Origin of the sequence: Paenibacillus cellulositrophicus, assembly GCF_009363095.1 — a bacterium.
GTDB lineage: Bacteria > Bacillota > Bacilli > Paenibacillales > Paenibacillaceae > Paenibacillus_AQ > Paenibacillus_AQ favisporus.
Map to the genome: position 1 here is coordinate 1,297,991 of NZ_CP045295.1, position 24,131 is coordinate 1,322,121.

Annotated in this window: 22 protein-coding genes; 2 read left to right on the top strand and 20 right to left on the bottom strand. The window is 55.1% G+C overall.

Annotated elements, in window-relative coordinates:
• Nucleotides 1-5 precede the first annotated feature (5 nt).
• The 6 genes from GCU45_RS05945 to GCU45_RS05970 form a co-directional block, all read right to left on the bottom strand.
• Nucleotides 6-812, bottom strand: a complete 807-nt coding sequence (locus GCU45_RS05945; RefSeq protein ID WP_116229606.1) for a response regulator — start codon at nt 810-812, stop codon at nt 6-8.
• Nucleotides 813-861: 49 nt separating this feature from the next.
• Nucleotides 862-2,229, bottom strand: a complete 1,368-nt coding sequence (locus tag GCU45_RS05950) for a glycosyltransferase family 2 protein (protein ID WP_186327440.1) — start codon at nt 2,227-2,229, stop codon at nt 862-864.
• A 43-nt stretch (nt 2,230-2,272) separates the two neighbouring features.
• Nucleotides 2,273-3,466: a HEAT repeat domain-containing protein gene (locus GCU45_RS05955; protein ID WP_105444596.1), complete on the bottom strand. Its 1,194-nt coding sequence runs from the start codon at nt 3,464-3,466 to the stop codon at nt 2,273-2,275.
• A 36-nt stretch (nt 3,467-3,502) separates the two neighbouring features.
• Nucleotides 3,503-5,737 carry a hypothetical protein gene (locus tag GCU45_RS05960; protein WP_425281268.1) on the bottom strand — a complete coding sequence of 745 codons (2,235 nt, stop codon included), beginning with the start codon at nt 5,735-5,737 and terminating at the stop codon, nt 3,503-3,505.
• A gap of 871 nt (nt 5,738-6,608) precedes the next feature.
• Nucleotides 6,609-7,109: a YhjD family protein gene (locus tag GCU45_RS05965; protein WP_076169954.1), complete on the bottom strand. Its 501-nt coding sequence runs from the start codon at nt 7,107-7,109 to the stop codon at nt 6,609-6,611.
• Complete coding sequence (locus tag GCU45_RS05970) at nt 7,106-8,374, bottom strand: DNA polymerase IV (protein ID WP_152398366.1); 1,269 nt, start codon at nt 8,372-8,374, stop codon at nt 7,106-7,108. Before GCU45_RS05970 ends, GCU45_RS05965 begins: the two co-directional genes overlap by 4 nt.
• 302 nt (nt 8,375-8,676) lie before the next feature.
• Here GCU45_RS05970 and GCU45_RS05975 point away from each other — a divergent pair, with 302 nt between their 5' ends.
• A complete protein-coding gene (locus GCU45_RS05975) occupies nt 8,677-9,351 on the top strand; it encodes an SOS response-associated peptidase (protein ID WP_152398367.1) in 675 nt (224 codons plus the stop codon).
• Nucleotides 9,352-9,476: 125 nt separating this feature from the next.
• Here the strand turns inward: GCU45_RS05975 and GCU45_RS05980 are convergent, their stop codons facing one another.
• The 8 genes from GCU45_RS05980 to GCU45_RS06015 all read right to left on the bottom strand — a co-directional run bounded on the left by GCU45_RS05980 (nt 9,477) and on the right by GCU45_RS06015 (nt 18,141).
• A complete protein-coding gene (locus GCU45_RS05980) occupies nt 9,477-9,863 on the bottom strand; it encodes a cupredoxin domain-containing protein (protein ID WP_076169951.1) in 387 nt (128 codons plus the stop codon).
• Nucleotides 9,864-9,904: 41 nt separating this feature from the next.
• Complete coding sequence (gene tatA / locus GCU45_RS05985) at nt 9,905-10,096, bottom strand: twin-arginine translocase TatA/TatE family subunit (protein ID WP_145947546.1); 192 nt, start codon at nt 10,094-10,096, stop codon at nt 9,905-9,907.
• Nucleotides 10,097-10,161: 65 nt separating this feature from the next.
• A complete protein-coding gene (locus GCU45_RS05990) occupies nt 10,162-11,841 on the bottom strand; it encodes a GMC family oxidoreductase (RefSeq protein ID WP_152402839.1) in 1,680 nt (559 codons plus the stop codon).
• Between the two features lie 67 nt (nt 11,842-11,908).
• Nucleotides 11,909-12,697, bottom strand: a complete 789-nt coding sequence (locus GCU45_RS05995) for a gluconate 2-dehydrogenase subunit 3 family protein (protein WP_152398368.1) — start codon at nt 12,695-12,697, stop codon at nt 11,909-11,911.
• Nucleotides 12,698-13,004: 307 nt separating this feature from the next.
• Nucleotides 13,005-13,292 carry a stage VI sporulation protein F gene (locus GCU45_RS06000; RefSeq protein WP_076169947.1) on the bottom strand — a complete coding sequence of 96 codons (288 nt, stop codon included), beginning with the start codon at nt 13,290-13,292 and terminating at the stop codon, nt 13,005-13,007.
• A 62-nt stretch (nt 13,293-13,354) separates the two neighbouring features.
• The gene (recG, locus tag GCU45_RS06005; RefSeq protein WP_152398369.1) at nt 13,355-15,406 is read right to left on the bottom strand and encodes an ATP-dependent DNA helicase RecG; all 2,052 of its coding nucleotides are present in this window, start codon (nt 15,404-15,406) and stop codon (nt 13,355-13,357) included.
• 13 nt (nt 15,407-15,419) lie between these two features.
• Complete coding sequence (locus tag GCU45_RS06010; RefSeq protein WP_152398370.1) at nt 15,420-16,277, bottom strand: DegV family protein; 858 nt, start codon at nt 16,275-16,277, stop codon at nt 15,420-15,422.
• A gap of 58 nt (nt 16,278-16,335) precedes the next feature.
• Complete coding sequence (locus GCU45_RS06015) at nt 16,336-18,141, bottom strand: DAK2 domain-containing protein (protein ID WP_152398371.1); 1,806 nt, start codon at nt 18,139-18,141, stop codon at nt 16,336-16,338.
• A 284-nt stretch (nt 18,142-18,425) separates the two neighbouring features.
• On the opposite strand from GCU45_RS06015, the gene rpmB reads away from it, so the two are divergent.
• Nucleotides 18,426-18,614: a 50S ribosomal protein L28 gene (gene rpmB / locus GCU45_RS06020; RefSeq protein ID WP_047910965.1), complete on the top strand. Its 189-nt coding sequence runs from the start codon at nt 18,426-18,428 to the stop codon at nt 18,612-18,614.
• A 353-nt stretch (nt 18,615-18,967) separates the two neighbouring features.
• Here the strand turns inward: rpmB and spoVM are convergent, their stop codons facing one another.
• From spoVM to GCU45_RS06050, 6 genes are all read right to left on the bottom strand, one after another.
• Nucleotides 18,968-19,048, bottom strand: a complete 81-nt coding sequence (spoVM, locus tag GCU45_RS06025) for a stage V sporulation protein SpoVM (protein ID WP_036707696.1) — start codon at nt 19,046-19,048, stop codon at nt 18,968-18,970.
• 150 nt (nt 19,049-19,198) lie between these two features.
• Nucleotides 19,199-19,459, bottom strand: a complete 261-nt coding sequence (locus GCU45_RS06030; RefSeq protein ID WP_076169943.1) for a hypothetical protein — start codon at nt 19,457-19,459, stop codon at nt 19,199-19,201.
• A 4-nt stretch (nt 19,460-19,463) separates the two neighbouring features.
• Nucleotides 19,464-20,126: a ribulose-phosphate 3-epimerase gene (gene rpe, locus GCU45_RS06035; RefSeq protein ID WP_089548135.1), complete on the bottom strand. Its 663-nt coding sequence runs from the start codon at nt 20,124-20,126 to the stop codon at nt 19,464-19,466.
• Between the two features lie 4 nt (nt 20,127-20,130).
• Nucleotides 20,131-21,045, bottom strand: a complete 915-nt coding sequence (rsgA, locus tag GCU45_RS06040; RefSeq protein WP_145023726.1) for a ribosome small subunit-dependent GTPase A — start codon at nt 21,043-21,045, stop codon at nt 20,131-20,133.
• Between the two features lie 121 nt (nt 21,046-21,166).
• Entirely contained in the window at nt 21,167-23,356 is a 2,190-nt protein-coding gene (pknB, locus tag GCU45_RS06045) for a Stk1 family PASTA domain-containing Ser/Thr kinase (protein WP_152398372.1), read from the bottom strand.
• The gene (locus GCU45_RS06050; RefSeq protein WP_076169939.1) at nt 23,353-24,129 is read right to left on the bottom strand and encodes a Stp1/IreP family PP2C-type Ser/Thr phosphatase; all 777 of its coding nucleotides are present in this window, start codon (nt 24,127-24,129) and stop codon (nt 23,353-23,355) included. Before GCU45_RS06050 ends, pknB begins: the two co-directional genes overlap by 4 nt.
• Between the last annotated feature and the right edge of the window lie 2 nt (nt 24,130-24,131).

The following is a 24,131-nucleotide window of genomic DNA, read 5'->3' on the forward strand; positions in this document are numbered from 1 at the left end:
ATGATTTAGTGAAAGCACCGGTGTATACGGGCATCCAGCTCTACCGGAGAGAAAGGCTTGGTCACATAGTCGTCTACTCCGTGTTTAAAGCACTGGCTGATGGTTTGCTCCACGCGCTGTTCGGTCAGCACGACGATTTTCGGCGTGTTGTCGACCGGCAGCTGCTGGATTTGGTGAATGAACGGTAGCCCGTCAATCCCGTAAAGGTTGAGCTCCGTCAGCACTAGATCCGGCTCCCATTTCTCGATCAGCTCCAAGGCGGACGTGCCGTCATGAGCGGCAAGCGTCTCGTAGCCCTGCATTTTCAGACGAATCTGGAGAAACTCGCGGACGGTGGCGTCATTGTCGACGATCAAAATTCTTCCGGCCTCTTCCGCGGCCTCCTCTTTCGTAAATATATGAATATCGGACGATGTGCTGAGCTTTGTGGACTCGGCCATCTGTTTGAGAACGCCAGGCGTAGGTTCGACCTGCCCCGGGAATACGGTCAGCGTAATCCGCGGATCGGCATCCTTCACCGTCTCCTGCAGCTGCTGCTTCAGAAGCAGCGCCTGGTAATGGGCCGCATCCAGCGTAAGTCCCGGCAGCAGAATCGCCAGCGTCCGGGTTTGCGCATCCTTCAGCACCTCATAGTCGAGACCGGAACCATGCTGCAAAATCTCCCGAACCCGCTCTTCCAGCTGCGGGGGGTTCGCACTGCTGTACAGAAACATGATTCCGCAAGTGTCCGGCGACGTTTCCTTCAAACGTTCTCCCAGATGGTGGTACACATCGGTCGTCTGTTCTCTCTGTAAAGTTACGGTTTGCGGCATAATCCACTCCCACCTCTCTCAAATGTATAAATCTTTGAATCGGGGCCCATCAGGCCGTTTTGCTTTCTTCGCTCCAGCTTTGCCGGGTCATCGTTCCCCAGGAATTGTTGTTCTGGAGATACTGGATATGTCCTTGGACGCGCCACAGCACGCCGAGCTGATGGTATCCGAAAAACTTCAGCGCGGAGAACAGCAGCATTTTCCACAGATCGGACAATTTCTTGTATCGCCGGAAGGCGATTTCCTCCAGGACGATGGCACCGACGCTGAGCAGATAGCCGCTCAGGAAGTTCAGAAGGAAGAAAGTCAATAGAATGCGCCAGTGAGTCATGTCCAGCAGCGTATATCCTACCAGAGCCAACAGGCCCGTGATTCTAAAATAAGGGTTTAACGTTTCAAACAGGACGTTGTAAGGCATCGTGATCATACCCATGACCTTGTACTTCGGATTGAACAGCATTCCGCGGTTCTCGATCATGTTCTTCAGATTTCCTCGCCCCCAGCGCTTGCGCTGGTTGGAGATAATCTTGTACGTATCCGGTGCCTGCGTCCAGCAGACGGCTTCAGGGCAAAAAGCTACCTTGTACGGGATTTTATGGCTGAGCATGTACCGGTGAAGCTTGATGATGATGTTCATGTCTTCTCCCGGATAACCGCCACGGTACCCGCCGACAGCAATGACATAGTCCTTGCGGAACAGGCCGAACGCGCCCGAGACAATGATCAGCCCGTTCATTTGGCTCCAGCCAATCCGTCCGCCCAGGAAGGCTTTCATATACTCGATGGACTGGAACATCGGCCAGATCTTGCGCGGCAGCGACACTTTCTGCACCGCACCGTTCTCGATCAGACAGCCGTTGGCAATACGCACGTCGCCGCCGATCGCCACCATTTCCTCCGGATTCTCCATGTACATGCGGGCCATGCGGATCAGGGCATCCTTTTCCAGCAGCGAGTCCGCGTCGATGGAAGAGATCAGCGGATAATGCGACAAGTTAATACCTGCATTCAGCGAGTCGGCCTTGCCGCCGTTTTCCTTATCTATTACAAACAGGGAGGGATAATCGGGATTATGATAAACGCCTCGAATCTCCTGCGTGTCGATCGTCCCCCGGAACTCCGGATTCGGCATTTTCTTCAGCCGGAACTCCTTGATGAGCACATCCACCGTATTGTCGCTGGACCCGTCGTTAATGACGATGACCTCGTAGGTCGGATAGTTGAGCGTCAGCAGGCAGTTGACGTTCTCGCTGATGGTCAGTTCCTCATTGAAGGCCGGCACCAGCAGCGATACCGGCGGCACCAGCTCCGAGCCGGACAGCGTATTGTAATTGGAATATTTGGACCTCCGGTAGATGGTCCCGATGTTCCGGTACGATAGGATCATAATGGTAAAGTACAAAATGTTAACGATCATGACGTAATACACGGCGACCATGCCGTAATACATTAGTATGTCTCTAAGCAGAGTAATCCCCTCCTACAGCGGCTACCCCGCCAACCCGTTTGGCCGGCTGCTTCACGCCGAAATAACGGTCGTACAGAAGCCGTTTCTTGTTGTAAGCCACCATTTGTTCGATCGCGCTGTGCTCGCGCTCCTTTTCCATCACCAGCTCGATCCGGTGCAGTGCAGCCTCGCGCTGGATGCCGGCGCCGGTCAGCGCGGCCTGGCACAGGGCCTCAAAGCCGGCTTCTCCCAGCTCCGCCAAGCTCTCGGCGCTGTTATAGCGCACCTTCCAGCTGGAGTCGCGGAGCGCATCGGTCAGCAGCGGAATGCTGCCTGCGGCGTGCAGCTGGCCAAGCGCTCTGGCCGCCTCGGCCCGTACTTCCCAGCTTCGGTCGCTCATCAGCTGGGCGATCGTATCGTCCTTGAGCGCTGGATTTGTCGTGAGATACAGCTTGACCGCTTCGGCGCGAACGTCCTTCTCTTCCGCACCGACCAAACGTCCCAGAACCGGCATGACTTCCGGTACAGCCTGTCCCCACATGGCCACCAGTCCCACCTTGACCAGCGCGGAATCGGAGTCGTTCAGCAGCTTGAGCAAAATCGCACTCGAATCCAGCCCCGTCTCCAGCATAATATCCGCCGCCAGGTTATGGATCGGCTTGCCGTGAGACAAGAGGGCGCGCAGCATCTGGAGCAGATCCTCGCTGTTATCCGCCGCTTTCGCAATGGAGCGGGCCATAACGATCGACAGCGAGCTGTATTTGCGTTTTTGCAGGATGTTCTGCAGCAGCGGCACCGCCTCCGGCGCGCGCATGCCTCCCAAACGGTAGGCCGCCTCCAGCCTCCGGCCGTACCGGATGCTGCGGAGTGCTTTCAGGTCCTCCTCCACAAAGCCGGCCTCCCGGCACAGCTCGATCAGCTTGAGACGGTAATCGCCTTTAAACTGCTCGATCCACTCGATAAATTTATCCTGAATCACTCTCTTCTCAAGCTTCTTCAGCTTGCCGGGCGGAAGCCTCAATTCGACATTGTCCTGCAGATTGGCTTGAACGTACACAAAGTAGTCATGATGCTTCTTCGCATACGCTTCACGGTTCCGAAGTTCCCGGTTATGCGATATTTTCATCTGGAGCAACAGCAGAATCCCTAGGGCAATTAAGCCGAGGCACACATAGATGAAAATATAGGCAACGGTTAAATGAAACATGTTAGCAGGTTCCTCCTTTTTAGAAAGTCAATTCTCCTACTCCTTTTTCTCTTTAGGGCCGGAAATTTTCGTAAAAGCATCCTTCATGATGTAATAGCTCTGCTTCAACTGTTCACTGTACTGCACCGTGTCCCACTGCTTCCAGGTATACAGCGGCAGGCTTTGCACGTTCAGCGTCTTCTGGTCTCCTCCCGGCCAGGACACGCCGCTTCCGTCACGCTGGACGATCCACGGAATAAGCCGTATCCCGTCGGTTGTGGTCGTGCCGAAGTAACTCCGTTCCTTCAGCGGACCGTAGTCGATGACCTGAAGGGAGCTCGGATCCGAGAAGCCAAGCAGCATCCACGGGATTCGCATCTCTATTGAATCACCGCTGTACTGCCAAGAAGTCAGCGAGTCGAACGTCTCCTTGCTGCGGTCCGTCGTCCCTCTTTTCAGCGTACCAATCGTCTTGTCGATGAACGGATGCGAAAAGCGCGTATCCGGCGGATTCATGAGCAGGCTGATCGCCAGCTTCCACGGATGGAACGGCGCCGTGTTTCCTGCCTCGGCCTCGGGCAGCATCCAATAACCGTCTTTGCCGTACAGCCGCTGGTGAAAGTCATAATCGGCCGCGATTTCCACCTGGGACTCCTCGTCCTTGCCGATTTCGATCAGCGTCTCGGGCGCCCCGCCTTCCAGCTTCCTCCCGGGAAGCTGCTTCGCGGACGGCTGGTTGCCGCCTGTGATCGTGTCGGCACCGATGTAGAGCCTCGACTTGGCCGGATCGAATGGATGATCCAGCTTCATGCCGATGTACAGGTAGCCCTCATCATGCGTAATTTTCATATCCTGGACTCCCGGGATCTTGCCCTGCCAGTGCTGTACTTCCCCTTCCGGGAGCCTGTCCCAGTCGGTGAGATTGCCGTCAATCGTAATCAGCTTCTCCTTGCCCGGCAGCATGCCGAGCAGGCCGAACATTTTCTCATTGGTCAGAACGTTGATCCAATAGGACCTCCGGTCTTCAGGCAGCTCCATCGGCATCGTGTTCCAGGTTTTCTTGAACCATTCGTCCTGCCACATGAACAGGATGGCGCCAGCGTAGCCTTCGTCGTGAATGTCTTTGGTCAGGGATGCATCGATCTCTCCCTGCTCCTGTTCGTTATGGCCGCCCTGGTCGCGCCCTCCGGCGCCAAAATGCGACACGCCGACAGAAGAAGGAACACCGTACTCCGTGACCATCAGCGGCATGTCCTTATACTTGGCCTTTAGCTGACGGAGATAAGCTTTGTAGGTATTGTAGTTCCCCTTGTCGTCCTTGATCGTCTGGAGCGTCGAATCCGTCCGGAAAAAGTCCGGGTAATACGGATAGACGTGATAGGCCGCGAAATAACCGCCTTTCCAGCCGGTAGGCTGAACATGCCGGGCATCGACGCTCGCCATGTCTTCCTCGAACAGCGGTTCGCCAGGGTGGCTGAGCACATCGGTCGTGACCCAGTTGGTGAAAGTCACGGGATGCTCCCAACCGTAATGCTCCTCCTGCTCGGCCGTATAGTCAAGCAAGCTGGCCAGCCAGTTTTCGAACGGAGCCGCGTCTTTCGTACCCGAAAAATACTTGCCCTGATAGGCCTTCACGTCGCTGTGCACTTTGTTTGTATTTTTGACCATACCTGGGTCCCATTCGGTTCCAAGATGCCATGCCATCAAGTATTTGCCGGCATTCGCCTTGTACTCCCCGCTTGCCGAACCCTGCTTCTGCGGAATCGTGACATCGCCGTATACCGCGGCAACCGCCTTCTTGATTTCCTCTTTGAACTGTTTCGTAATATCCCCCGAATAGGCGTCCTGCTGCTCGATCAGCTGTTCTTCAGGCGACCAGATCCCCTGCATAAAATACAGAGGGTCGTCCCCCTTGTCTTTGTTGTACTTGACGAGAGCCTGATAGAATACGGGCTGGTGAATCGTATAGACCCGTATGACGTTAGCGCCCATGTCGTCAATTTCTTTAAACCAGCGCAGATAATCTTCCTCGGTCGCCGGCAGCTCCCCCGGAAAATGTCCCGGCACCGTGGCGCCAAGATTAACGCCTTTAACGAATATCTCTTTCCATGTCCCGTCCTTCTCGTACTTCAGGAAACGGTCCCCCTGGGTTTTAAACGTAAATCTCGTACCGTCCGGATCTTTGTAGGCCGCAGCCGTCGGGTTCTTCAACATCAGTCCCGCCGCCCCGCCTCCGGCTATGAGAACCGCAGCCGCCGTGATCCAAATAAATAGTGTTTTACGTCTGATCATCGCCTCTTCGTTCCCACCTCGTTTTCGATTTTTGCCTCATCGGTCCGGGGCTTGGCCTTCGCCTAAATCTAATTTTTAACTATTCGGCCCCGATCTGTAAACTAGGCTAGTAGTTGGAAATTTCCCACCCCGCCGACCTAGCCCGCCACTCCCTCGTGCGGACCATAGAGCCCTGCCATCCCCTGTCAGCCGACCCCGTTACGAATGACAAAGAAACGTAAACCAAGCCTTGAGCCGACAGGTTAACTGGACATTTATACGCCTCAAAATTGCTAAAGTTGTGGTCTTTTTAACAGCTTTATCCATAAAGATTACAAAATTGATACCATAGTCCGATAAAGCGACAGCGAAAAACCGCGTCACATCAACGTTTGCCAATTTATGTCACATTACAAAAATGAGAACGTAGTCCCGGATAGGACCTCCTGTCTTTTTTTCACCAAATCATTCCATTTACTGGATTCCAATTACCAGACTTTTCGTTCATTTTTGTGGTCCTTCCTCCCCGTTCCCCCGCTCCTTTGTAACTAGGATCATCGGGCAGGTTTTTCAAAAATCAATCGCTATGGGGGCTTTTTTTAAAATCGTAATTTGTTGAAATTTACCATTGGCTGCCTTTTCCCCGCCGAATTGCAAAACGTATGATCCCCCGGATTTCCAAAATAGGAAACAGGCCCCATTCCGTTCCTGGGCGTTCCCCTCCCATACCTACCCTGGATCCCGGCGGCTGAACCTGGTAATTTCTGCTGCCACGCTTCCTATCCATCGTTATGGCCATAGCGGCCTGGATGTCCGCCTATCCTGATCTCGCCCAAGTACGACACGGCCAAAAGCCCGTTGTCTCCCAGACAAGACAACGGGCTCCATTCGGTTATTTCTGCTTATGATCCTGCAGACGGGCGTACAATGCCGTAATCAGCCGGTCCGAGTACCGTCCGATTCTTACGCTGACCTCCGTGCGCATATAATCCCGCGTGATCGTGAAGGTATCCTCATACCCATGAAACGAATACCGGTACCAGATCATCTGGGTGTCCTTTCCCTCCTGGGTCAGATCGATGCGCTCATCGAGCATGGTTTGCTCCACCTTGGACAAATCCTTCTGGATGTCCTGCAGCAGGACCTGGGCCACCTTCGAATAAAGGTGCTTCAAGGCCTCGCTTGACGCCTCGATCGCCTGGATCCGCTTCTTCACGATCGATATCATGACCGGAAGCAGGATTCTGTCCCGCATCAGCTCCAGGTCCTCCCTGCGGGGCGGCCGGTGCTCCTCCGGCTGCTGCGAGCGCCGCTTCAGCAGTTCCTCCCGGTGCTGTGGCAGCATCATGCGGCTGGATTCCCAAATCCCGTTATTCTCAAGCTTCTTGCTCATTTATAATGCCCCCCGATTTTCATGGACCGCTCCGCCGCCTGGCCGGCGCCCGTAAGGGAAGAGGCTCTTACGATCGCCATGCTGCCGTACCGCTGCTTGATATGGTCCGTCGCCTTCTCCAGAGCCCGCAGCCGCTCCTGGTCTTCAAACAGCGTCAGCTGGTAATTCCGGTCGTCGCTGAGCTCGCTCAGCATGACCCCGGCGCGCCTAACGGGCATGCGGTCCCAATGCTTATAAAAAATCGTTTTTACGGCTTCATATACCTTGTTCGTGTTGTTCGTGGGATCCGGCATTTTCATTTGCCGGGAAAAGCCTGTCGGCGCGTCATAAGGGCTGCACATGCAGCTGACCGTGACGACCGAGCCCATATATCCCTTCCGGCGGCAGTCGCGGCATACTTCTTCCGTCAGCTCCAGCAGGATCGTGTCGACCTCCTTGGGGATGGCGTAGTCCCGGGGCAGCGTCATCATATGCCCGACCGATTTGGGAGGCTTGTCGAACGTTTCCGGGGTCACCTTGCTGTCGTCCATGCCGTTGGCGGTGCGCCACATCACTTCGGCCTGGATATCCGACTGCTTGCCGAACCGCGCCCGGAATTTATCCTTCAGCTGGGGAAGAGGCGTTCTCGCCACATCCCCGATCGTCGTCATGCCGAGCTTGGCAAAATGGGCCGTCATGCGCGAGCCCACTCCAAACATTTTATGGACCGGCTCCGGCCAGAGCTTCTTCTCGATGTCGGCTTTGGGCAGTATAAAAATGCCCTCCTTGTTCTTCTTCGCCCAAATGTCAGTGGCGATTTTAGCCAAAATTTTGTTCGAGCTGATGCCGACCCGCACCCAGACTCCCGTCTCCTCCATCACCTTCTGCTGGATTGACTTGGCAATGCTCACGGGGTCGCCGAAGAGAGCCAGGCTGCCGGTCACGTCCAGAAACTGCTCGTCGATGCTGAATATTTCGACCAGATCGGTATATTCCTCGTAAATCCGGGTAATCTGAAGCGAGACATCGATATAATGCTGCATTCTTGGACGCATAATGACGAGATCCGGGCACTTCTTGAGCGCCTCCCCCAGCCGTTCGGCGGTCGATACCCCATAACTCTTGGCGATCGGGCATGCGGCCAGAATGATGCCCGATCTGCGCATCGGGTCTCCGGCAACGGCGAGCGGCCTGTCTTTATACTCCGGATGATCCGCTTTCTCTACGCTTGCATAAAAGCTCTGACAATCGGCCAAAAATATAATTCTCTCCTTTGATCTACTCAAGCGCACACACCCTCCACATCCACTTTGGCATTTCGTTAAACCGGTTTGGGCCGGGCAGCTCCGAGAAGCTCTAGCTCCCCAAAGACCGCTCGTCGAAAAAAACGATCCGGGCCGCTTCCCTCTCCACGAAGCATGCTCACTCGGTAAGCGAACGTATATTCGTATTATATACCAAACACATGTTCTCTATGCAAATGTATTTTTTGACAGCCTTCCCTTGCTGCTGGCAGACAGGCTGGCGTAAACCGGCATCCCGCGGTACACTGTTTACAACGATCATTCCACAAAAGGGGGAGTGCCTGATGTGCGGCCGTTATACACTGACCGTGTCGATGGAAGAATTGATGCTGCGCTATGAGCTTGAGCTTGCGCTGAACTTTCATCCCCGTTATAATATCGCTCCGGCGCAGAACGTACTGGCCGTCATTCATGATGGAAGCAGCCTTCGCGCCGGTCAGCTTAAATGGGGGCTGGTCCCGTCCTGGGCCAAAGACAGCAGCATGGGGAGCAAGATGATCAACGCCCGAAGCGAAACGCTGGCGGACAAGCCGGCCTATAAGCTGCCTTTTGCGAGGAAGCGGTGCCTGATCCCCGCCGACGGATTTTATGAATGGATGAAAACCGACAGCGGCAAAGTCCCTTATCGGATTACCCTCCGGGGCGGGGGAATCTTCAGCATGGCCGGCCTCTACGACACCTGGCTGCAGGAGGACGGCAGCAAGCTGAGCACCTGCACGGTCATCACTTCCAGGCCCAATGCACTGATGGCGCCGATCCATGACCGGATGCCCGTCATTTTGCGCCCGGAAGACGAAATGGCCTGGCTGGAACGCGGGCAGACGGACGTAAACGCCCTGCAGAAGCTGCTCGTGCCCTATCCTGCCGAGGAAATGGAAGCTTACCCGGTCTCAAGGACGGTCAATTCGGTTAAAAACGATACGCCCGATTGCATCGAACGGGTGCCGGAAGGCGCGTAACCGTTTATATGCAAAAAAAGCGCCGCCTTGCACGAACCTTTACGGTCCGGCTGGGCGGCGCTTTCTCGATTCTGCCACTGTTTCGTCAGAAGGCAGTCCGGTGCTCCATCATCTGCTAAGCCAATTTATTCAACAATCAGGGTCCCCTTCATATCGCTGTGGCCCGCACCGCACATGACGGAGCAGTGGAACTCATGCTCACCTGCTTGATCGGCGGTAAACTCTGCAGAGCTTGGCTTCTGCAGGTCCACGTTGAAATCGGGAATGGCCAGACCGTGGTTTCCATCTTTGTTCTCCAGCGTAATTTTGACTTTTTCTCCCTTTTTGACCTTGATCTCGGATGGCTCAAACTTAAAGTTTGACGCCGTCACCTTGATTTCCTTCACGCCGTCCGAGCCGCCGGAAGACGAAGACTCGTCCGACGAGCCGCTCCCGCTTCCGCCGCTGCTTCCGCAGGCGCTAAGCACAAAAACCAGCAGCAACGTAAGTCCCATCAGCATCCATTTTTTCATGTTAAATCCCTCCATTTAAAATAATTAAGTATGTTGTTCTGTTATCCTTCCTGGCGGCGCCCCGCATCTTGCTTCTCCTCATCCTCTTCCGTCAGATGCCGCGCGGAGCTGCGGAATTCGTGAAGCGTCGTTCCCACCGCCTTGCCGAGCTGCGGGAGCTTGGACGGCCCGAACAGCAGCAGGACGAGCAGCAGCAACAGCAGCAGCCCCGGTACTCCGATCGTCGAAAGCATGGCCGATCCCTCCTTTTCCATGAAGTCGCATAACCATCACGCAGTAGCCCGAAAGCACTGCCTGTTCAGACAAGCATGCCTCCCTGTTTCAAATACTTCTGGATCCCTTCCGCCGCCCGGTAGGCAAGCGCGCCGACGGTATCGGTCGGATTGTAGCCGCTGTTATGCGGAAATGCCGAAGCACCTACCACAAACACGTTTTCCGCTTCCCACATCTGCAGATAACTGTTCACCGCCGACGTTTCCGGGTCCGCGCCCATAATGACCCCGCCGGTATTGTGAGTGGATTGGTAAGGAACGATATTGTACGGATCGAGCTTGTCCTTGACCTCCACATGGGAAGGACCCATCTCCTTCATGACCTCACCGGCCTTGTCTGCCAGAAACTTCGTCAGCTCACGGTCCTGATCTTCGAAATCAAACGTAATCCGCAGCAGTGGTTTGCCGTAAATATCCTTATAGGTCGGATCGAGATCCAAATAGTGGTGCTTCCAGGGCAAGCTTGCCCCCTGCGTCGCTACGGTCAGCACGCGGTTAGCATATTTCAGTGTGGTCTTCTTCCACTCCTTGCCCCAGGTCGGCGTGCCCTTCGGCGCCGGATTGTTTTCGATCGGGCGAAGGCCGTTCTGGCTGATCCGGATGCCCGCCCCGTGCAGAAACTTCAAGTCGGAGTGGTCAAAGTTGTCCCCGTTGAAGTCGTCGAATTCCATCCCGAGCGCCCCGGCGCCCATGAACGTGCTGAATTCTTCATCATCGTAAAAGCCGACCGCGTGCCCGGAGTTGACCTGATATGCATAATTCCGGCCGATCGTCCCCCGGCCGGTTTTCCGGTCGTAGGGCGTTCCGAGCCTGGAGCTCAGCAGCAGGCGCACGTTATTCAGCACGAAGCTGCCGAGAATGACCACGTCCGCCGGCTGGGTCACCTCTTCCCCGGTCACCGTGTTGATGTACACTACGCCGGTCGCCTTTTTGCCGTCATGGAGAATTTCGGTCACGTTTGAGAACGTGCGCACCTCCAGCTTGCCGGTGGCCATCGCCGTCGGGATTACAGTCACGACCGGATCCGCCTTTGCGCCGTACTCGCAGCCGAACCGCTCGCAAAATCCGCAGTACTGGCAGGCCGCACGGGAGACGCCGTCCGGATTTTTGTAGTTCTCGCTCAGGTTGGCCGAAGGGATCATGTACGGATGGTACCCGAGCTTTTTCGACGCCTCCTCGAACCTTTGCAGGATCGGCGTTTTTTTCATCGGCGGGGTCGGAAACGGATGGGACCGTTTGCCAAGCATCGGGTTCGCTTCCGATTCCCCGGAAATGCCGGCCATCTGCTCGAACTTGTCGTAATACGGCTCGATTTCATCATACGTGATTCCCCAATCCTGCAGCTGCATGCCGGCGGGAATTTTGCCTTTTCCATACCGATCGACCGTCTGGCTGTAAATCTCAAAGTCATACGGCAGGAAGCGGTGCGTCTGCCCGTTCCAATGCGATCCAGCGCCGCCGAGCCCGTCCCCCAGCAGGAAAGAGCCATAGCTGCGCATCGGCAGCGCCCTCATCGATTCCGCATTGCGGAACGTGATCGTTTCCTTAGACAAGTCCTGCATCAATTCAAAACGCCGCGCATAACGCAGCTCATCATGATCCATGAAATAATCTTCCGTACTCCTGCTTTTTCCGCGCTCCAGTCCGACGACCTGGACGCCCGCTTTGGTCAGTTCGGCCGCAATGATGCCGCCGACCCAGCCCATTCCAACAATAACCACTGGTACTTTAGGTAATTTGGCCACGTCTGATGTCCCCTTATATCTGTGAAATTTATTCGCTCATGTGAGCCTGCAGGCTTTTCGGCTGGATCTGGACCAGCCCTTCCTTCGTAATCTGCTGGGCGTAGCTCATCTGGTTGCCCGGAAAATTCCGCATCTTCCACCCGTTCATATTCCGGTTGCCGCCATAGAGCGGATCGGCGTATACGCCCTCGATCGTCAAATTTTTCAGCATGTTGAAGAAGCTGCTGCTCGTCACCCCGCGCATGGGGAATTTGTCCCCTTTCTCCATGGCGGTCAGCACTTCGTCCTGCTGCTGGCCCTCAAGCTCCGTAAAAGCCTTCTGGTGCTTTTGCTGGCAGTAGCTCTTCAGTCCCTCCAGGCCCAGCGTGAACATCTCGTTGCGCTTCAGCCGCGACTGCTCCCCCTGCGTTGTCTGGGCCTGGACAAAAGGACCCATCATATAGTCCCGCGCGTTATACCCCCATGGGCCTGCGAGCTGATGATCAATAAAAAAGGCGACGCCCAGCGCCTTGGCACCGGGACCGTTCTCATCTTCGGGATAAATCCTTTCGGCCGCCGCTTCGGTCATTTTAAACTGCTCCTGGTTAAAGAACATCAGCGCATCCTGCAGCGAAGCCTCCGGCTTGCTGCCTGGAGGCGCCGTCTTGGGGGCCTGATTTTTCTCCAGACTGTCCGTCAGGACGCCCCCGAACACACCGCCGACGACCAAACCGCCAAGCGTCATTCCCGAGGTTTTCAAAAATTTCCGCCGGGATTCATCCGGTTCTTTCGACCGGGCCGGCTTGCTGCTCTTCCCCAATTTCAGTCCTGGCAACATGATCCCTCCAATTATGAATATTGTGGATGCAATAAAGAAGACCACTTCGAATCAGTTACCCAAAATTTCTCTGTTTCAAACGAAATATCTGACATCAGACGTCATATTGCGACCAAATGACTAGGACAAACCGCGCGATTTCCAGCACAACCGCCGGATTGATCTTCAAAGGAAGAGAGTCCACAAATCACCTGACAGCCTAATACGTCAAGAAGTTCAGGCAGGCTCTCTGCTGCCTGCTTTGAATACAAAAAAAGCCCCCCGGGTTTCTCCCGGAGGGCTGCATTCTAAGCGCTTGTATGCTTTTTTAGCGGAACATTCCCCACAACTTGATCAGGTGGAACGTATTGTTGGGATCGATCTTTTGGGCGATCACAAACCGGACGATTTGTCCTTCCTCGGCGCCGGTCAGCTTCTCGTTCAGGATGGACGATGCCGACTTGACCAGCCGCTGTACCCTGGCCGGATCCTGCAGGTCCTGTTTGTTTACGCCTTCGATCAATTTTTTAATGCGCTCCTTGGTGGCCGGATTTTTCATCTTCAGCTTGATCCGTGCGACCAATTGGGGGCTGATTCCGTACTGCTGATAACCCATATTGGCACCTCCCGTCTAATGCAGTCCAACTAAGTATATGACGGGAGGGGTTGTCCACTGACCTAATCGACCAAATCTCCTTGAAAAATCTGCTCCTGCTGTAGATAGTCCCGCAGAGGCCCGTACGCCGGGGAGGTCCAAAACGCCGGATCCGCCACCAGCCGGGCGGCGTCATCCCTCGCCTGCTCCAGCACGGCAAAGTCGCTCACCATGTCCGCCAGGCGGAACTCGGGCAGACCGCTCTGCTTCGTGCCGAAGAAATCTCCCGGTCCGCGAAGATCCAGGTCGCGCCGGGATACTTCAAAGCCGTCGTCCGTCTCGGTCATGACGTTCATGCGCTCCTGACCGACCTCCGACTTCGGATCGGCGATCAGCACGCAGTAGGAAGCGTGCTCGCCGCGTCCGACACGGCCCCGAAGCTGATGTAGCTGCGACAGGCCGAAACGGTCCGCGTCCATAATGACCATCAGCGTCGCATTCGGCACGTCCACCCCGACCTCGACGACGGTGGTCGAGACGAGCAGCTGCACTTCGTTTTCGTAGAAGGCCCGCATCACTTCCTCCTTCTCGGCCGGCGTCATACGGCCGTGCAGCAGGCCCACCTTGTAGGAAGGGAACGCCTGCTGCATCTGGACATGCAAATCGATCGCGTTCTGCACGTCCAGCTTGTCCGACTCCTCGATCAGCGGACAGATCAGGTACGCCTGGCGCCCCTGGTCCACCTCGCGGGCGATAAAGCCCAGCACCCGGTCGAGCATATTGTGCTTGACCCAGTACGTCGTGATCGGAATCCGTCCTTTCGGGCGCTCCGACAGCGTGGACACGTCCATGTCGCCGAACGCTGTAATTGCCAGCGTCCGCGGGATCGGCGTCGCGGTCATCGTCAGCACGTCCGGATTATATCCCTTGCGCCGCAGAATGCCGCGCTGGTTGACACCGAACCGGTGCTGCTCGTCGGTAACCACGACGCCCAGCTTGCGGAAAAACACATCCTCCTGGATCAGGGCGTGCGTACCGACGACGATGTCGGTCAAGCCCATCTGCAGCGAGGCGAGCAGGTCCTTGCGCTTGCGCCCCGTAACGCTGCCGGTCAGCAGGCCGACGGTGATGCCGAACGGCTCAAACAGCTTCTGCAGCGAGCGTGTATGCTGCTCGGCCAAAATTTCGGTCGGCACCATCAGCGCGCCCTGATAGCCCGAACGCACCGACGCGTACAAGGCGATCGCGGCCAGCACCGTTTTGCCGGAGCCGACGTCTCCCTGCAGCAGCCGGTTCATGCAGTGCGGCGAGCGCATGTCCTGGAGAATTTCGAGCTCAACCTTCTTCTGCGCATCGGTAAGCTCGAACGGCAGGCTGCGCACGAACTCGCGCATCGTTTTGTTGTCCACCGTATGGACGACGCCGTCCATCCGCTCCCGGTTCAGGGCGCGGAACGCCTGCATTTTCAGCTGAAACAGAAACAGCTCCTCATAGACCATCCGCTCGCGCCCCTGCTGCCCTTCCCCGGTATCCTGGGGCTGGTGGATCGTGGTGATCGCCTTTTTCCGCGGCATCAGATGGTACTTCCGCAGCAGTTCCTCCGGCAAAATTTCCGGGATCATTTCCCCGTACTGCTCGAGCGCCTGGGTCATCGTTTTGCGCATCCAGGTCTGCGTAATTTTGCCCCCGACCGAATAGACCGGCTGCACCGTACCGCTGCGCCATGCCCCCTGGTCCGGAAACTCCGACTCCGACACGGTCAGCTGCATGCGGCGCTGATCCCATTTGCCGACGAGCACGATTTCGCGCCCGGAGGTTAGCTGATCCTTCAGAAAATGCCGATTGAACCAGGTGGCGGTGAACATCCATTCCTCAGCCATCATTTTGCAACTGAGGCGGGACTTTCGCCCGTACCGCTGCAGTACGGGAACGCCCATCACCTTCGCCTGGATCGTAATTTTGTCCCCGTCCTTCACGTCCTGCAGTGAACGGAGCCGGTAATCCTCGTACCGGAACGGATAATATTCCAGCAAATCCTTCACCGTAAAGATGCCAAAGGCGTGAAGCTCCCCTTCCTTGAGGGCGCTCACGCCGCGGACCTGCCGTACCGATATTTGTTCAAGACTCAGACTCATGGTTATCCCTCATTTAAGCGGGCCATATAAACACGGCCAGCGTCCCGGGCCCGACATGGGTTCCGACGACCGGTCCGATGTTCGTCAGAACGACCTCCTGCAGCCGGAAGTCCCGCGACAGATCCTCAAGCACGGGCTCGGCTGAAGCCGGGTCGGCCGTATGGCCCACTGCCACATTGATGTTTTGAACGCCGCCCAAATCCTCCCGAAAACGCTCCAGGATCCGGGCCAGCGCCTTCTTGCGGCCTCTGACCTTCTCCACCGCATAAATAATGCCTTCTTCGTCAATGGACAGAATCGGCTTGATGTTCAGCAGGTTGCCGATCATGGCCGCCGCCTTGCCGATTCGTCCTCCCTTTTGCAAATATTCCAGCGTGTCCACGAGAAAATACAGCTTGCGCTGCCTGCGCACCTCTTCAACGGAACGCACGATCTCCTCTGCGGTTTTGCCTTCGGCAGCCAGTCTGGCTGCATGCACGACCAGCAGGCCGAATCCGTAGGACGCCGATTTGGAATCGACGATCGTAATATCCGGGTCACCCTCCAGCATGGACTTGGCAATCGTGGCCGATTGATACGTGCCGCTCAGCCCGGAGGAAATATGAATGGAAATAATCGGCGAGCCCGGATATTCATTCATAATTTCTTGATAAACCTGCATATAATCTGCTGGAGAAGCCTGCGACGTAGTCGGAAGCTGCTCGGACTGGACAAGCCGTTTGTAGAACACCTCGGCGGAAATATCCACGCCGTCTTCAAAGGTATCCTCGCCGAACATCAGCCGGAGCGGAACGACGTGAATGTCATGCTGCTTCGCGATATCCTCGGGTATATCGGCCGTACTGTCCGTTACAATTACCGGTTGGGTCATCGAATGGGGCCTCCTTCATTTTCATTCAAACTTCGATTTTCGGTCCCAAGGCTGCTCTTCAAGATTCCACTGAAAAAATGTAATAGTACAGCGGCTGTCCGCCCTGATGCACTTCAATTTCCGCATCCGGGTACTGCTCTGCCAGCCACGCAGCCAACTCGCCCGTCATTTCCGGGTTCGCCTCTTCCCCGGCGAGAATGGTCACAATTTCGTCCCCGTTCTCCAGCATCTTGGTCAGAAGCTCCTGGCATGCAGGCAGAAGACCTTCGGCAGCCGTCACGATCTTCGAATTTTCGATGCCTATAAACTGGCCGGCTTTAATATCCAGCTGATCGATTTGCGAGTCGCGCACGGCGTAGGTCACTTGACCCGACTTGATCCGGCCGATCGCTTCCAGCATGCTGCTCGTATTCGTCTCCTCGGAATCTTCCTCCGAAAAGGCGAATGCCGCGGCAATGCCCTGAGGCACCGTCTTGCTCGGAATGACCTTTACGCTGCGTTCGCCCTCAAGCAGTTCTCCCGCCTGCTGGGCGGCCAGCACGATATTGGAGTTGTTCGGCAAAATGTAAATATGGTGCGCGGAAATGGACGCGATCGCGTTCACAAAGTCCTCCGTGCTCGGGTTCATCGTCTGGCCGCCCGAGAGGACTACATCGACGCCCAGGCTCTTGAAAATGTCCGCAATACCCTGTCCGGAGGCCACAGCGATAAACCCGTAAGGTGCCAGTTCATCGGCCGGCGGCTCGGCGGGCGCCTCTTCCGGCGTATGGTCCATCGATTCGACCGGAATATCGGCAAAAACCTCCGGCATCGGCGCGATGTCCATCCCGGCCGACAGCAGATCCCGGTGCTGCTCGCGCATATTCAGAATATGAATCTGGGTAATTTCACCGTAACGCAGCGCCAAATTCAGCACCTCGCCCGGTGCTTTGGAATGCACGTGAACCTTGATGATCTCGTCATCGGCAATGACGATAATCGAATCCCCGTTCATTGACAACGCTTTCCTGAATTGATCCTCGTCGAAATGCGTACCTGCCGCATCCCCTAACTTCCGGTTAATAAAAAATTCCATATCATATAAAAATTCGATATCTTCCGTTTCCAAGCGGGACTGCGCAATATCCGGGACTTCTGTGCGCACTGGCGCTGGCTTTACCTGGGTTCTTGCTGCCGACGGTTGATCCTGGGCCGGCTGTACCGCACTCGATGCCGCAAAGGACTGGTAGTCATAGCCGCCTTCGCTGACGCTGTGCAAATATTGCAAAAATCCCTCGTAAATATAAACCAGACCTTGTCCCCCCGAATCGACAACCCCCACCTGCTTCAGGACAGGGAGCATCTCCGGAGTCTGGGCTAACGTTTCTTTTGCTTTGGCGAGCACCTGTTCCATGAGCTCTGTAATATCCGGTGTGCGCCGTGCCAAAAATACCGCATGCTTCGCGGCTTCCTTCGCAACCGTCAGGATTGTGCCCTCCACCGGCTTGACCACCGCCTTGTAAGCTGCGTCAACTCCGGTCTGCAGCGCCTGCGCGAACTGAACCGCATTCAGTTCATCATAGGTTGCGGCGTAGCGTCCAAAGCCCCGGAACAATTGGGAGGTAATCACGCCGGAGTTCCCCCGCGCGCCCATGAGCAGTCCCTTGGACAGCACGCCTGCGCTGTGCCCGATCGAATTCGAATTGTTTCTCTTCAGTTCAGCGACACCGGCACCCATCGTCAGATTCATGTTCGTGCCCGTATCACCATCAGGTACCGGAAACACATTCAATGAATTGACATGCTCGGCATGCTGCTGCAATTGTTCCGCCCCAGCCAGAACCATAGCGGTAAAATCAGTTCCATTCAAAGAACGCTTACTCAATGATAAATCCCCTTCCTAGCTTGATCCCTAAGCCATTGGCGTCCTTATAAATACGAATCAATGCACGTTTTCGTTTCGCCATTCGTTCAATTTTCGGATAATCCTATTCAAAAAAATAAATGTTAATTGATCCCATCTCAAAATAGTATGGGCTAATCAACATTGTACTATAAGACACCCCAGAAATAAATGTTTTTGCAGGCGGTTGACGAAGCATTTTTTGCTATGATAAAATATACAAGTATTGTTTTATGCAGGTGTTTGGAGCTAAGGAGGTGTAATCTATGTCTCGCAAATGTTATGTGACTGGCAAAAAACCAGGCAGCGGTAACCACGTATCCCACGCTAACAACCGTAACCGTCGTTCTTGGGGTGTAAACGTTCAAAAGGTTCGTATCCTCGTTGACGGCAAACCGAAGCGCGTTTATGTAAGCACTCGCGCGTTGAAAGCAGGTAAAGTTACCCGCGTTTAGTAATGACATATAAGCAAAAAGCACCTAGTTTCCAGCAGGTGCTTTTTTAATGCCTTTGGCCGGTATCAGTTGGCAGCCATGCCGCTGGCATCTGTCAGAGGTTTTTTTTGAAATATAAGGGTCAATCCGCCTGTGTTCTTATACCGGCCTTATATTTCATCCGCGAAACGTGAGCTCCGCCTGTAAGAAAAACGTCTATTGATGCGCTCTCATGGGAAGACAGACCGCGAAGCAGAAGTTTTTCTTGCGATCATAGAATCGTTCAGCTCCGCTGATACTTGTATGTTCTATGATCTTCAATAAGGCGAAGCCGTTTACGGTTTGTGCAAGCGGCATACCAAAGGGTATCAAGATCAGCTTTTGTGAAACGTGTTTAAAAGAGCCTTCACGAATCCTCCCAAAAACTTTGGCAGCTTAAACGTATAAAATTTCATATCTCACCCTCCCCATCATTCTCATGTCATCACGGTATGGTATGCCCTGAACTAGATCAATGTTAAGACGGAACAAAAAAAAGGTTACATGAGAACCTTGACTCATGTAACCATATGTATGCTCAAAGAGCACGCCCTATTCCTTAAGCCTCAAGCTGAAGCCGGAGACAATTGATAAAATTGGTAGACCGACAGCATAAAGATAAACAGCAGGTAGTACAGGATCGAAAAGATGACGTAGCCGATCCTTAATCCCTTGCGTTCGTTTTTCCGGAAATAATAAATGGCCAGCACCACCGCGATCAGCGAGGCGATGGCATTAAACGGCGATTTCAGAATGGAAAATATACCGAGTAACAGGCCTGTTCCGATACTGGCCAAAGTCAGATACAGCGCGTCTTTGAATTTCATGAAATTATTTTCCCCCGACGCTGCGGCGAATGGCCGAAATGGCAGCGGCTCTGTCGGGCTGTGCGTACACGGCGCTTCCCGCCACCAGCACGTCGGCACCCGCTTCGGTGACCAGCGGCGCCGTCTCGGACGTAATGCCGCCGTCCACTTCGATATGGACGTTAAACAGCGACAGTTCGTTGAGCCGCTGGCGGATTTGGCGGATTTTGTGAACGGTGCGCGGAATGAACGCCTGTCCGCCGAAGCCCGGGTTAACGGTCATGACCAGCACCAGGTCCAGATCCTCCAGCACTTCGCTGATCGCAGACGCCGGTGTGCCCGGATTCAGGGCAACCCCCGCCTTTACGCCCAGCTCTTTAATCATATGCACAACGCGGTGCAAATGCGTGCAGGCTTCCGCATGCACTGTAATGAAAGCCGCTCCCGCCTTGGCGAAATCAGGGATGTACCGCTCCGGATTCTCGATCATCAGATGCACATCCAGCGGCAGGGTCGTGTGGGGGGCAATAGCGCTGACGATCGGCGCCCCCAGCGTAATATTCGGCACAAAGTGCCCGTCCATGACGTCCACATGAATCCAGTCGGCCCCGGATTTCTCCGCTTCGGCAACCTCCTGCCCCAGTTTGGCGAAGTCCGCCGACAATATCGATGGTGCGATTTTAATCATCGTGTTAATACCTCCGCTTCTTTTCTTTCATTTCCGTATAAAACTGCACATAATGCTCGTAGCGGCTTGATGCGATATCCCCGCTCTCCTTCGCCTCAATGACTTTGCAGCCCGGTTCGTGCGTATGGCTGCAGCCGCGGAATTTGCATAGCTCCGCATAAGGCGCAAATTCTCGGAAGCAGGTGGACAATTCCTCGACGCCCAGCTCCAGGAAATCGAGCTGGCTGAATCCCGGCGTATCGGCGACAAAACCGCCGTTATCGAGCTCGATCAGCTCCACATGGCGCGTCGTATGCTTTCCCCGCCCCAGTCTCATGCTGATGGCGCTCGTCTCGAGGGAAAGTCCGGGAACGAGCCGGTTCAGAAGCGAGGACTTACCGACGCCCGATTGGCCCGAAAACACGCTGATGACGTCCGTAAGGCGTTCCTTCAGCTCGCTGCTTCCCAGGCCGGAACGTGAACTCGTAACCAGAACCTCATAGCCGATCCGCTCATAGAGCTCCTTGACGGCCATTACCGGGTCCTGGGCATCCGTATCCGCGGCAAGCAGATCCTGTTTGGTGAGACAAATGATCGTCTCCAGGCCGGAATGCTCAATATGGACCAGAAATTTGTCAAGAAGGGACAGGTTGAGATCCGGTTCACGAACGGAAAACAGCAGGACCGCAAGCTCCGCATTGGCAACGGGCGGGCGGATCAGTTCGGATCGGCGGGGCTTAATCTCATCCACCATCCCCTCACCGTTCTCGGTAAGGGAGTACACCACATGATCCCCTACAAGCGGAGAGGTGCCTCTCTTCTTGAAGATCCCCCGCGCACGGCACTGTACGGCTTCGGCGCTTCCTACGGCTTTCCCGTTCTCCAGCGGTTTGACATAGTAGTATCCGCTCAGAGCTTTCACGATTACTCCATCAGGCATACATTGCAAGGCCTCTCTTTCTTTCCGGCTTCTGCCGGTGAGGCAGGAGCCAGAGATAATATGATTTGTTAAAAGTTAACTAACTTTGATATCTATTCAATATGTCCGAATGACACGTTGGTTATCTGTAAATGACGTTTTCGGTGTCGGGCCCCTTACCCTTGTCCTTACCTTTGCCCTTCCCCGGGTGGTCGTTCAGAAATCCGGTCTCGTCTGATCCTTGATTATCCCCGTTGCCGGAATCTCCCTGATCACCGGGATCACCCTCATGGCCTGGATCACCGGGATCCTCGCCCCCCATGGCTGGGAGCTCGATCGTCGGAACGGTGCCATTTCGTACATCGGTATACCGTACCGAATACGTATCGAACACCTGTCCGTCGCGAAGCACCGTGACGACGGCGTCCCTGTTCGGATCGACCACCAGATCGATCGGCAGCACCTGCGTCGTTTGGATCGTCTTCGTTCCCCAATCGACCGTTTTGCCTTCGGTATGGGCGTCCGAGTATTTGATCTGGATTTTCGTATTTTTGCCTTCCTCGACCGGAGCCACAGGCAGGTTCAGCGTATAGTTCAGGGCATCCGCTGGGTAGCCTTTGCTTATCGTGAGCGTGATTTCGGCATTCGGCGTGGCCTGGGTATTCGGGTCAAACGGGAACTGCTTGATGACCTTCCCTTTTTCCACCGTATAGCTGTCTTCCTCGACGACCCGCAGCAGCTTCAGCTTCTTCTGCGTTAGAAGATCTTGTGCCTCCTGCAGTGTCTTGCCGATCAAATCGGGCATTTTTACGGTTTCCGGGCCTTGGCTGACCGTCAGTGTAATCTCCTGGGTATCCACATCGATTTCGTCGTTAGCTCCAGGGTCAGAACTGATGATCAGTCCCTTTTCAACGTTGTCGCTGAATTCCTCTTTCTTCTTGATGTTATCGTCTTTAATGCCCTTGGCATTCAATGCTTTTCTCGCATCGTCAAACGTATAACCCTTCACGTCAGGCATCGGTAACTTCGGCTTCTCCGTGCTCACCGTCAGCTGAATCGCCGCGCCTTCTTTGACGACCGTGCCTTCCGGCCTGCTCTGTTTATAGACGACGCCATCGCCAAAGTCCTTGTCGTACTTCCGGATGACCGGATCTTCCACCAGCAACCCCTTGTCACTGAGCGCTTTGCGCGCCTGATCCTCGGTCATGTTAATGACGCTCGGCACGGTGACGTTCGGCACGACCAGCTTCTGGTTGACGTACCACACCACACCGGCCAAAGCCAATAGAACGACCAGGGTCAAGCTGATCCACAGCGCCGCCCTGCCCGACTTTTTCTTTTTTGGCTTGCCTTTGCCTTTGCCGACCACCGGCTCGTCCGCCTCGTCATCGTCCTCCACGGCCTGCGCTTTCGCTCTCGAAATGGAGCGCGGCTGGGGCTTGATGGCCGGAATGACGCGGGTCCGATCCTCATCGTCCATATCGTCAAACTCGATCTTCGGCTCATTCCGGCGCTCCGGCAGCAGGCAGGTCTCCAGGTCCTGAAGCATTTCCTTGGCCGACTGGTAACGCTCCTGCGGATTTTTGCGCATCGATTTCAGAATAATGTTCTCGACGCTCTGCGGAATGAGAGGATTCACCTCACGCGGCTCCTCGAACTCCTCTTGAAGATGCTTAAGCGCCACGCTGATCGGGCTCTCCCCCAAAAACGGCAGACGTGCGGTCAGCATCTGGTACAGTACGATACCAAGAGAATATAAATCCGACTTTTCCCCGGTCACCACGCCCTTAGCATGCTCCGGAGAAAAATAATGTACCGATCCGACCACCGAACCCGTCTGCGTAATCGTCGTCGACGTAACGGCACGGGCGATTCCGAAATCCGTTACCTTTACCCGGCCGTTGCGGCCGATCATAATGTTATGCGGCTTGATATCCCGGTGGATGATTTGATTCTGATGCGCATGATCCAGCGCGTCGCAAATCTGCGAGGCGATTCGCACCGCTTCGTCCACCTGCAGGGGAGCCCGCTCCTTGATGATCTCGTCGAGATTATGTCCCTCGACGTATTCCATAACGATATAATGAATGTCGTCTTCCTGGCCCACATCATAAATGCTGACCACGTTCGAATGCGATAGCGAAGCCGCTGACTGTGCCTCCCGGCGGAAACGGCGAATAAATTCCTCATCGTGCACAAACTGTTGGCGCAGCACCTTAATGGCTACGTTCCTGCCCAATAAAATATCATGAGCTTTGTAAACGAGTGCCATTCCGCCGCCACCGATCCGCTCGATCACCTCATAACGACCGCCCAATTCGTGTCCGATCATGAATCCCACTCCTTTATGCTTTGCCCGGCGACTTCGTCTTGAAGTTCGAACAGGGCGACGGTAATGTTGTCATCGCCTCCGGCGAGAAGTGCCAGTTGAAGTAAACGGTCCGCTCTTTCTTCCAGCGGCAGCTCGCGGTTTCCGGATATTTGCCCGATGTGCTCGGAGCTGACCAGATCGCTTAAGCCGTCGCTGCACAAGAGCAGCACCTCTCCGGGGGAGAGGCTGATGGGATACAGGTCCACGGACACGTCGGCGTCCGTTCCAAGCGCGCGCGTAATCGCATTGCGCATCGGATGGACTTTCATATTCTCCAGGCTGATTTGTCCGCGTTTGTACAATTCATACACCAGTTTATGGTCTTCCGTTAATTGAACGACCTCACCGCCGGCAACCTTGTAGGCCCGGCTGTCGCCGATATGTCCAATGTAGCCGGATTCCCCGCTCAGGAGCAGGGCCACGACCGTCGTTCCCATGTTGTAAAATTCCTCGTGTTTGGAGGCCTCGGTATAAATCACATCATTGGCGTGCAGGATGGCGTCGCTAAGCGCGGCCTTCAGGCCTTCCGGCGAAATGCCGGATTCTAGCGAGGACAGGTCGCCCGTCATGGTTTCGACGGCCAGCCGGCTGGCCGTATCGCCTGCCTGATGCCCTCCCATGCCGTCAGCGACGATCCCGAGGGTATAGCCCTGCGGCAGCTGGCCGACCCATACCGAGTCTTCATTGACCGAGCGAACCCGGCCAACGTTACTGACATGAACAGTTTTGATCAAAT

Excerpts from the sequence above, each read along its gene's own strand:
- rpe (WP_089548135.1), bottom strand. The coding sequence starts at position 20,126 with ATGATTAAAATCGCACCATCGATATTGTCGGCGGACTTCGCCAAACTG.
- GCU45_RS06000 (WP_076169947.1), bottom strand. The coding sequence starts at position 13,292 with ATGGGTTATCAGCAGTACGGAATCAGCCCCCAATTGGTCGCACGGATC.
- GCU45_RS05975 (WP_152398367.1), top strand. The coding sequence starts at position 8,677 with ATGTGCGGCCGTTATACACTGACCGTGTCGATGGAAGAATTGATGCTG.
- GCU45_RS05990 (WP_152402839.1), bottom strand. The coding sequence starts at position 11,841 with ATGGGCTGGGTCGGCGGCATCATTGCGGCCGAACTGACCAAAGCGGGC.
- GCU45_RS05950 (WP_186327440.1), bottom strand. The coding sequence starts at position 2,229 with ATGATCGTTAACATTTTGTACTTTACCATTATGATCCTATCGTACCGG.
- GCU45_RS05995 (WP_152398368.1), bottom strand. The coding sequence starts at position 12,697 with ATGTTGCCAGGACTGAAATTGGGGAAGAGCAGCAAGCCGGCCCGGTCG.
- rsgA (WP_145023726.1), bottom strand. The coding sequence starts at position 21,045 with ATGCCTGATGGAGTAATCGTGAAAGCTCTGAGCGGATACTACTATGTC.
- GCU45_RS05955 (WP_105444596.1), bottom strand. The coding sequence starts at position 3,466 with ATGTTTCATTTAACCGTTGCCTATATTTTCATCTATGTGTGCCTCGGC.
- tatA (WP_145947546.1), bottom strand. The coding sequence starts at position 10,096 with ATGCTTTCGACGATCGGAGTACCGGGGCTGCTGCTGTTGCTGCTGCTC.
- GCU45_RS06030 (WP_076169943.1), bottom strand. The coding sequence starts at position 19,459 with ATGAAATTCAAAGACGCGCTGTATCTGACTTTGGCCAGTATCGGAACA.
- rpmB (WP_047910965.1), top strand. The coding sequence starts at position 18,426 with ATGTCTCGCAAATGTTATGTGACTGGCAAAAAACCAGGCAGCGGTAAC.
- GCU45_RS06010 (WP_152398370.1), bottom strand. The coding sequence starts at position 16,277 with ATGACCCAACCGGTAATTGTAACGGACAGTACGGCCGATATACCCGAG.
- GCU45_RS05960 (WP_425281268.1), bottom strand. The coding sequence starts at position 5,737 with ATGATCAGACGTAAAACACTATTTATTTGGATCACGGCGGCTGCGGTT.
- recG (WP_152398369.1), bottom strand. The coding sequence starts at position 15,406 with ATGAGTCTGAGTCTTGAACAAATATCGGTACGGCAGGTCCGCGGCGTG.
- pknB (WP_152398372.1), bottom strand. The coding sequence starts at position 23,356 with ATGATCGGACACGAATTGGGCGGTCGTTATGAGGTGATCGAGCGGATC.
- GCU45_RS05965 (WP_076169954.1), bottom strand. The coding sequence starts at position 7,109 with ATGAGCAAGAAGCTTGAGAATAACGGGATTTGGGAATCCAGCCGCATG.
- spoVM (WP_036707696.1), bottom strand. The coding sequence starts at position 19,048 with ATGAAATTTTATACGTTTAAGCTGCCAAAGTTTTTGGGAGGATTCGTG.
- GCU45_RS05945 (WP_116229606.1), bottom strand. The coding sequence starts at position 812 with ATGCCGCAAACCGTAACTTTACAGAGAGAACAGACGACCGATGTGTAC.
- GCU45_RS05980 (WP_076169951.1), bottom strand. The coding sequence starts at position 9,863 with ATGAAAAAATGGATGCTGATGGGACTTACGTTGCTGCTGGTTTTTGTG.